This window comes from Gluconacetobacter sp. (assembly GCF_047721585.1).
In the GTDB taxonomy this organism is placed as follows: domain Bacteria; phylum Pseudomonadota; class Alphaproteobacteria; order Acetobacterales; family Acetobacteraceae; genus Gluconacetobacter; species Gluconacetobacter dulcium.
In genome coordinates, this window is record NZ_JBDNXE010000136.1 from 1 (window position 1) to 9590 (window position 9590).

A 9590-nucleotide genomic window follows, 5' to 3' on the forward strand; every position below is an offset into this window, starting at 1 on the left:
GTGGTGACACACCTGCACATCACACCAATCCCGCGTAGCGGGTTCGTTCTTCCCCGCATAACTGCCGTCCCTGCTGTCACCCCACACAAGTGGTCGGGGCTTTCACCCCGCCCCACCCCATCAACCAATATCGAACGTAACACCCTGCGCCAGAGGCAGCGTGCGGCCATAATTGATCGCATTCGTCTGCCGCCGCATATAGGCCCGCCAGGCATCCGATCCGGATTCCCGGCCACCACCGGTCTCCTTCTCACCACCAAAGGCGCCACCGATTTCCGCACCGGACGGCCCCATATTGACGTTCGCAATCCCGCAATCCGACCCCGCGCCAGAAAGGAACTGCTCGATCTCCCGCAGGTCATTGCCGAAGATGGAGGAAGACAGCCCCTGCGGCACGTCGTTCTGCAACGCGATGGCGTCCTCCAGGTCACGATATTTCAGAACATACAGAATCGGCGCAAAGGTTTCCTCACGCACCGGCCCAACCTGCCCCGGCATTTCCACCAGCGCGGGGCGCGCATAGAACGACCCGCCCCCGTTCACATCGACCCGCTCGCCACCATGCACGATGCCACCATGTGCCGCCGCATCACGCAGGCTGGCCTGCATCGCCTCAAACGCGGCCCCGTCGATCAACGGCCCCACCAGCGCGTCACTCTCAATCGGGCTCCCAACGGAAATGCGCTGATAAACCTGCGCCAGACGCGGCACCAGCGCGTCATAGACGCTTTCATGCACGATCAGCCGGCGCAACGTGGTGCAGCGCTGCCCCGCCGTCCCCATCGCACCAAACGCCACGGCGCGCAGCGTCAGTTCCAGATCGGCCGACGGCGTAACGATCGAGGCATTGTTCCCACCCAGTTCCAGGATCGACTTGCCGAAGCGCCGCGCCACCCGCTCGCCGACAACGCGCCCCATACCGGTCGACCCGGTCGCCGAAACCACCGGCACCCGCGCATCCTCCACCAGCAATTCACCGATCTCCCGGCCGCCGATCAGCAGCGTGCCGAGATCGGCCGGCGCGTCATCACCAAACCGCGCCACCGCACGCTCGAACAGCGCCTGCACCGCCAACGCGGTCAGCGGCGTTTTCTCCGACGGCTTCCACACCACCGGGTCGCCGCAGACAAACGCCAGCGCCGCGTTCCACGACCACACCGCCACAGGAAAATTGAACGCCGAAATCACCCCAACCACCCCCGCCGGATGCCACTGCTCCGTCAGTCGGTGATCCGGCCGCTCCGACTGGATCGTCAGGCCATAAAGCTGCCGCGACAGCCCAACCGCAAAATCGCAGATATCGATCATTTCCTGGACCTCGCCGAGCCCCTCGGACACGACCTTGCCCACTTCCAGCGTCACGAGCCGGCCCAGCGCCACCTTGCTGGCCCGCAATTCCTCACCCAGCAGACGCACCAGTTCGCCACGACGCGGCGCAGGCACCCGGCGCCAGGTCTTGAAAGCCTCCGCAGCCGCGCCGATGGTACGGCGCGCGTCATCCGCTGTCGTCTCGACCACCCGCGCAATCTCCTCGCCGGTCACCGGCGAGCGCACGGCCAGCGTCCCGCCCGTGAACCGCGCGGCCGGCACGCCCAGACCCACCAGCAGGTCGTGCACCTCGGAAGCTATCAGGTTTGTCATCGTCTCTTCGCTTTCTCTCTTCATGCGTCTGGTCTCTGTTCTTTTTTGAAAAAAAGAACCAAAAAACTTTTGATTCGTTCGGGAATCTTGTGCAGGGCACACGCGATGTTCCCAAACCGATAAAAGTTTTTTCTTCCCCTACAGTCGCGCCGTCACAAGATGCACGGCGGCCGAGCCATATTCATACATCGCCTCCCGCGCCCGCCGGGCACGAGCCGGAACCGCCCTGGTCACCGGCAACGGCAATTCCGCCTCAGATACCACGCCCCGCGCGAAATCCGCCAGCACGCGGCCGAACACCGTGCCCGGCGCAATGCCCCGTCCGTTATAACCGCTGATGGATACGACATTCTCCGCCAACAGATGCAGGCGCGGCAGATCATCGACCGTCATGCCGATGCTGCCGAACCATTCACTCTCGAACCCGACGCCCGCAAGCTGCGGATAGATCCGCGCCAGCGCGCGCGAAGCCCATTGCCGATGCACAGCCAACCCCGTCCCCCTCGCCGCCCCCACGCTGCCGATCACCAGACGCCCCGCCCGATCACGCCGGAAGGACGTCAGCACCTCCTTCGTATCCCAAGCCCCCTGCTTCTTCGGCAGTACGGAACGCAATTGCGCCGCATCCAGCGGTACGGTGGCAATGTTGAAATAAGGCAGATGAATCAGCTCCGCCCTGATCTCGGGCCACAATCCACCAATATCGGCATGCGTATAGGCATTGGTCGCCACGATCACCTTCGGCGCCCGCACACTGCCCGCCTCGGTTCGCAACTGCCACCAACCACCCTCCTGCCGGGCAGAGACAACCGGGCTGGCAGTATGAACCCGCGCCCCCGCCGCCAACGCCGCCCCCGCCAGACCGCGCGCATAAGCCAACGGCTGGATCGTGCCGGCCCGTGCATCCAGCAGCGCCCCTTCATACACACCGCTGCCGACCATCTCCCGCGTCTCACCAGGGTCCAGCAGCCGCACCGGCGCGCCCAGCCGCCGCCACTGGCGCTCCCGCTCCTTCAGGCTAGCGAGCCCCGCACGCCCGACCCCACAATGCAGCGTGCCGACATGCTCGGCCTCACAGGCGATGCCATGGCGCGCAACGAGATCGAACACCACGGAAGGCGCGTCCCCCAGCAAACGAAGAATTCGCGGACCATGCACCGGCCCCAACCCCTCGATCACATCCTCGGGCATGACCCACAGCCCGGCATTGACCAGCCCGACATTCCGCCCGGACCCGCCGAACCCGACCTCCTCCGCCTCCAGCACCACCACCGAAACCCCGGCCGAAGCCAGATGCAGCGCCGCCGAAAGGCCGGTATAACCCGCACCGACAATGGCGACATCGGCCTCCACATCCCCGGCCAACGCCACGGTGGCAGGCGCGGACGGCGCAGACAGTTCCCATAATCCATGACTACGCAAATCGTTTCTCATCGCCGTGCTCTTCCTCTACCCGATGCCCTCAACGACCGTCGCTCACGCACCCCCCGTGCTCCGCAGAGCATCCCGAATATCGGCAATGGATCGGTCCTGAAGGCCCGCATACAGCGCGCATTCATCCAGAACCTCCGCTCCGAGAGCCGTCTCGAACCCCGCGCGATCGGCGCTAACCGCATAATCCGCGCCACTCTCGCCACCCAGATTGGAGCGGAAAATCCCCGCGGCACTCACCGGCAGAAAATCCTCGTAGGTTATCGGGGTCGCCACAACCACGCCCGCACGCACCATGTCTTCGATCGGCGCGTCGGCCGAAAAGCCGGGCGGCAGGGTGGCGGCGCCCGCCAGATCGTACCGGAAATAGGCCAGTTCCTGGCCGCGCAACGCGTCCTCGGTATCGGGAAACTGCATGAAGGCCCGTTCCAGCCGCACCCCATACGGCACATCCTTCGGCCCGTCGTCCCGCGCGGCGCGCAACAGGCGATCGTACAGCGCCCGCCCTTTCGGGGTCAGGGCCACACCGCGCTGCTCGATCTCGCCAAAACGGGCGGTATGGCATCCATCCTCGCCCGCGTGGCCCTCACCGAGGAACAAGATCGGTTCCTCCAGCGCCGCAAAACTGGTCTGCCGCAGCAGGATCGGGCAAGCCCGACGCGGCGGTCCTTCGATCACATCCTTGGCCCGCATGCCATAAGACGGCATTTCAGCCTGCGCCGCATCGATATCCAGCGTGCGGGGCGTCAGATGGTTGATATGCGGCCCCTTGAAGCACACCACATCCGCGATCAGCCGATGCGCATCGTGCAGGCGGCGATAGGTCGCGGCACTGACCGTCGCCTCGCGATGCCACCGAAAAGTTTCCAACGCCTCGCGAACGAACGGGTCCGCCTGCGCGTCCGCAAGGCCGCCCTCATCCTCCCACTGCCCGATCAGCGCCAGCACGCCGGGCGTGAAAATCCGCCGCGCCGCCAGAATGCGCTCGGCCTCCGCCCGCAGTTCGACATCCGCAATCAGATCCAGCCGCAGCAGCGACGTAAAGACGCGGAACGGATTACGGCCCAACGCCACGTCATCGACCGGCCGAAACGCGGTGGAATGCACCGGAATCCCGGCAACCGAGAGATCGTAATACCCCACCGGCACCATGCCCATCACGGCGAACAGCCGACGCATGGTGGCCAGTTCCGCCGCCGTACCCAGCCGGATCGCGCCATGCCGTTCCACATCCAGCCGCGCCAGCGATCCGGTCGCCTCCAGCCGGGCCTTCAAAGCCGGATCATCCTGCAGAACCCGCGCATTCACCCGCGCGACCAGTTCCGTCAGCGCGCCGTATTGCGGCACTTCCTGGCGATACATGTCCGACATCGCCCGCGCGAAACGGGTCCGGATCTCGTCCGCGCCGATCATTCCGGTCTTTTCCACCACACGTTCCCCACCCTGTCGGGCACCAATGGCGCGGCGCGCCTATTATTCTGATTCCACATCATTCGCGACGCCGCCCCGCCTTTCAAACGATAAAGGAAACTGACATCATGCGAATCTGGAATGACCCGCCCATCCCGCGGCGGCTCCCCCTTCGCACCCACGGGCTGACATGGCGACCGCGCGACGTTTCCTGCCCCCCACCCTGCTGCTGCATTCCTTCGAGGCCGCCGCCCGCCTGGAAAGCTTCACCGCCGCGGCGCGGGAACTCCACCTGACGCAGAGCGCGATCAGCCGCCATATCCGCGCACTCGAGCAACAACTCGGCGCCGACCTGTTCGTGCGCGACCGGCAGACAGTGCGCCTCACACTGGCGGGCGAGGCCTATGCCCGCGAAATCCGCGAGGCCCTGCGTCATATCGCCACCGCCACGCTGGGCTTTCGCGCCAACCCGACCGGCGGTGCCATCAATCTGGGTGTGCTGCCCACCTTCGGCGCCCAATGGCTGGCCCCCCGCCTGCCGGATTTCATGCGCGCACACCCCGACATCACGATCAATCTCATATCCCGCCCGCTACCCTTCGATTTTTCGGGAGACACGCTCCATGCCGCCATCCATTTCGGCGCGGCCGAATGGACGGGTGCGGAAATGGATTTCCTGATGTCCGAACAGGTCGTCGCCACATGCAGCCCCACCCTGCTGGCCCGCCACGCCTTCCGCACGCCTTCCGACCTTCTGGATGCCCCACTGCTGCACCTGGTCTCCCGCCCCGATGCGTGGGAGCGATGGTTCGCAGCCCAGGGCGTGGAAGCACTGAAGGTCCACGGCATGCTGTGCGACCAGTTCACCTTCATCGCGCAGGCTGCGGCTGCCGGGGCCGGCGTTGCCCTGCTGCCGCGTTTTCTGGCAGCGGACCTGCTGGAGAGCGGCCACCTGGTCGAACTGCCGGGCCGGACCCTCCCCAGCGAAGGCGCCTATTACCTGGCCTACCCCGCAAACCATGGCAGCTATGGTCCGTTCCAGACCTTCCGCGCCTGGCTGCTGAAAACGGCCATGCCACATGGGCCGACAGCTTGATCCTGCTTCCATCATGCCCTACCTCAATCATGAGGCCACGTCCTCGCCCCTCTTGAGGGTTTTCAGGTCCGGGACGGCCCGGCGGCTCTGAATGGAGACCGCCATGTCGTGGCTGATGCTGACCATCGCTGGATTGCTGGAAGTCGTCTGGGCCTTCGCGATGAAGGAATCCCAGGGGTTCACGCGCGCCATCCCCTCCGCGATAACCATTGTCGGGATGATCGCGAGCTTCGCCCTGCTTTCACTCTCCATGAAACATCTGCCGCTCGGGACCGCCTATACGGTCTGGACAGGCATCGGGGCGATCGGAGCCTTTCTGGTCGGCATCCTGTTTCTCGGCGATGCCGCCAGCCCTCCGCGCATCCTGGCCGCCCTCCTGATCACGAGCGGCCTGGTGCTGATGAAACTGTCCAGCGGCGGATAAGGGAGCGTCGCCCGCCTCCAGCCCACAGGCGCCGGCGAGGTTCCAGCCTCTCGAAAACTGTCTATTCCGTTCTGCGGCGGGGAATGCCAGAAGGGTTTTCGAACAATCGGCGTCCGTCCGGCAATTTCGGTATTCGCGACAGGTCCCCATGCTTTTCAAAACCCTGCCGACCAGCGCCGTCATCGGTCTCTGGGCATTGTTTGCCTGTACCTTCACGGCACTGACCAGCGAGGTCGCCCCCGTCGGCATCCTGATCGAGATGGCGCGGACGTTCCACATTCCGGAGGGCCATGCCGGGCTGGCCGTCAGCGCCTTTGCCCTGATGGTGGCCCTCGGCGCGGTCCCGCTCACGATCATGACGGCGCATATCGACCGCAAGCGGCTGATGCTCATCTCGCTGTCGGGCTACGTGCTGTCCAATCTGGTCGTGGCGATGGCCCCCACCTTCCTGCTCCTGTGCGCCGGCCGGCTGATCGGCGGGCTGGCGCATGCGCTGCTGATGTCGATCACCTCCGCCTATGCGGCGCGCCTGGTGCCCCAGAACATGACCGGACGCGCCATTTCCTTCGTCTATGGGGGCACCTCGCTGGGTGCCATCCTGGGCGTACCGGGCGCGGCGGCAATCGGGCATCTGGCAAGTTGGCGGGTCGCCATGTTCGTCATGACCGCGCTGGCCGTCATGCTCACCCTCTGCATCGCCTTTTTCCTGCCACCGGTCTCGTCTCCCCCCAATGTCCGCAGCAGCCTGCCCGGCGTGGCCTCCCGCCGGGTCATGCGGATCTTCCTGATCGTGGTGGCGGTCGATGCGGTGTTCTTCTTCGCGCACAACCTGCTCTACACCTATGTCACGCCCCTGCTGCTCGACCACGGGCTGACGGCGGGCACCCTGAGCCTCGCCCTGCTGCTGACGGGCACCGTCAGCATCCTCGGCCTGTGGGGCGCCGGGCAGTTCGTCGACCGCAACCCCGGCGCGGGCCTGCTGGCCGGCGGCCTGGCCATGCTCATCGGCATGGGGCTGATGTATGGGCACATCCTGTCCGGCTGGGCGGCGGTGGGTGCCGTGGGGCTATGGTGCGTCGGCTACTCGGCCATCATCCCCTTCGTCATGTCCGGGGCGATCCGCGCCCGCGCCACCCGTCCCGACGTGGCCGGGGCCGCGATCAATTCCGCCAGCAACGTCGGCATCCTGCTGGGTTCCGCGGCAGGCGGACAGGTGCTGACCCATGCCGGCTTCGGCGTCCTCACCCCATTGGCCATCGCCGTGGCACTGGGCGGCATCCTGCTGGGCTTTTTCAATCCCGCCGCCTTTCCACACAGCCTTTCTCCCACCGAACACGACGATTGAAAGCCAGACCGGAAACGGGCGCCAGCGGCGATATTTAAAGCCTTTCTTAACCTTGCCGCCCGCACAAACCGCTCTGGGCCTTTCTGGAAATGTGGGCAGACAAGCGGGAGCAGCCATAAGGTCGCCCACCGCGCGCATTGACGGGCAGGCCCTTACGGGGATCAGCACCGGAAAGGCGTCAACCCATGCGCATCATGATAACGGGCGGATGCGGCTTCATCGGATCGGCGGTGGTGCGGCATGTGATCGGGACGACCGGCCACACGGTGGTCAATATCGACGCCATGACCCATGCCGCCACGCGGGCCTCGACGGCCGATGCGGCATCGAACCCGCGCTACCGGCACATTCAGGCCGACATCACCGACGGCGCGGCGATGCGGGCAGTTTTCGCCGCCCATCAGCCGGAAGCGGTGCTGCATCTGGCCGCCGAAGACCAGACAGACCCCACGATCGACGCTCCCGGCGCCTGCGTGGCGACCAACGTGCTGGGCACCTTCACCCTGCTGGAAGCGGCGCGGGACTATTGGAACGACCTCGATATGGCCGACCGCATGCTGTTCCGTTTCCACCACGTCTCGACCGACGCGGTGTTCGGCCCCCAGCGACCCGGCGCGCCCCCTTTCACCCAAGCCACCCCCTACGCTCCGCGCAGTCCGTATTCGGCGTCCAAGGCGGCCTCGGACCATCTGGTGCGCGCCTGGCAGCACACATACGGGCTACCGACTTTCGTCACCACCAGCACCCACAATTACGGCTTCTGGCATTTCCCCGAAAAGCTGATCCCGCTGATGACGCTCAACGCCATCGCCGGTCGCCCCCTGCCCGTTTATGGCGACGACAACACCCTGCGTGACTGGCTGTTCGTCGACGACCACGCCGAAGCCCTGGTCCTGGCGATGGAACGTGGCCAACCGGGCGAGACCTACGCCATCGGTGCCCGCCAACCGCGCACCACCCTCCAGGTCGCCCGCGCCATCTGCACGCTCATGGACGAACTGCGCCCCGATCCGGCGGGTCCCCACGCACGGCTGATCCGCTCCGTCGCCAATCAGCCGGCACATGATTGCCGCTCCGCAATCGACCCGTCGCACGCCGAAGCCGCGCTCGGCTGGCGTCCCCGCCACGATTTCGAAACCGGCCTGCGCCGCACGGTGCAATGGTATCTGGAACACCGCGCATGGTGGACCGCGCTCCAGGCCGGGCAGGGCAGCACCCACACCACCGAAGCCGCCGCCTGAGAGCCCGCCCGTAACGGCCAGGAGCCACTCTGGCGGGACAACGCGCGCAGACGACGCCTCCGGATTTATCACGACGTAATAATTATTTCATCATCATCGCTTCCGACAATCGGATAAGAGCAACCCGCTGTGCAAACCCCCTCGGCCGGGCCTTCGGGTCCGGCTTTTTTTTGCACCGACGCGGGAACAAACCGGGAAGAACAGAGCAAGGTCGGTCGGATTCAAGCCCCAGCGGCATCCACCCACAGAGTTATCCAGAGGGGTATCCCCGGATTCTGTGGATAATCCTGGCCTCCCCGGAACGCGCCTGAACTTGGGAAATGGCTGTTTTCCGCCACTCCCAGCATGATTGCATCCGCTCCCTGAAAAGCCTCTTGATTCCATGTCAGTTTTATGACTGCCCCCATGGGCAAATCATTCACAGCCGACCAGAGAGCCGAGTCAGGAGCCACCACTGCACGGCCCCCTTTTTCGTCCCCCGGAGCACACAGCACGCCCCGCCCAGCCGGAACAAACCAAGAAAGGCGGGATTCGTCGCGTTCAGGCCTGTTTCCGGCCAAGCAATCCACAGAGTTATCCAGAAGGGTACCCCCGGATTCTGTGGATAATCACACCACACCCGCTATGGACCAGCACCGAAAAAATGCTGGTTTTCCGCCCTTCTCAGCCAGTCAAGAGAGGCATGACCAAATATCCATGATTCCTGGGCACTTTCTCATGGACCCATCCGCCGAAACAATTCACAGCTTCATAACGATTCATGCTTGACTCCTCTCCGGGGCTGATCCCCGCCAGAGTCCTTCCGAATCCGTGCAGGCCGCCACGCGACAGGGCGGGCGACCGGGCAGCCGGCAGGCTTTCATTTCTGGTTTCGACGCAGCCCGTATAGAGTCCGCGTACAGATCCAAAGTGATACAGGACTGCGGAAAGGCACCATGGCAACCGCGAAACCATTCGTCATCCCCGCTCTCGCCACCCTGCTGATCGGGCTCACCCCGGCCC

7 protein-coding genes are annotated in these 9590 nt (G+C 65.0%); 4 read left to right on the plus strand and 3 right to left on the minus strand.

Features of this window, described 5'->3' with window-relative positions:
- Positions 1-120 precede the first annotated feature (120 nt).
- From ABF821_RS17750 to ABF821_RS17760, 3 genes are all read right to left on the minus strand, one after another.
- Positions 121-1641: an aldehyde dehydrogenase family protein gene (locus tag ABF821_RS17750; RefSeq protein ID WP_415531020.1), complete on the minus strand. Its 1521-nt coding sequence runs from the start codon at positions 1639-1641 to the stop codon at positions 121-123.
- Positions 1642-1779: 138 nt separating this feature from the next.
- Positions 1780-3075, minus strand: a complete 1296-nt coding sequence (locus ABF821_RS17755) for an NAD(P)/FAD-dependent oxidoreductase (protein ID WP_415531021.1) — start codon at positions 3073-3075, stop codon at positions 1780-1782.
- Between the two features lie 42 nt (positions 3076-3117).
- Positions 3118-4500, minus strand: coding sequence for a VOC family protein (locus ABF821_RS17760; RefSeq protein ID WP_415531022.1), 1383 nt, complete (start codon positions 4498-4500; stop codon positions 3118-3120).
- Positions 4501-4672: 172 nt separating this feature from the next.
- On the opposite strand from ABF821_RS17760, the gene ABF821_RS17765 reads away from it, so the two are divergent.
- The 4 genes from ABF821_RS17765 to rfbB all read left to right on the plus strand — a co-directional run bounded on the left by ABF821_RS17765 (position 4673) and on the right by rfbB (position 8588).
- Entirely contained in the window at positions 4673-5578 is a 906-nt protein-coding gene (locus ABF821_RS17765; RefSeq protein ID WP_415531023.1) for a LysR substrate-binding domain-containing protein, read from the plus strand.
- A 103-nt stretch (positions 5579-5681) separates the two neighbouring features.
- Positions 5682-6002 (plus strand): DMT family transporter, encoded by a 321-nt coding sequence (locus ABF821_RS17770; protein ID WP_182974925.1) that lies wholly within the window; start codon positions 5682-5684, stop codon positions 6000-6002.
- Positions 6003-6150: 148 nt separating this feature from the next.
- Entirely contained in the window at positions 6151-7347 is a 1197-nt protein-coding gene (locus ABF821_RS17775; RefSeq protein WP_415531024.1) for an MFS transporter, read from the plus strand.
- A 185-nt stretch (positions 7348-7532) separates the two neighbouring features.
- Positions 7533-8588, plus strand: a complete 1056-nt coding sequence (gene rfbB, locus ABF821_RS17780) for a dTDP-glucose 4,6-dehydratase (protein WP_415531025.1) — start codon at positions 7533-7535, stop codon at positions 8586-8588.
- Positions 8589-9590 lie beyond the last annotated feature (1002 nt).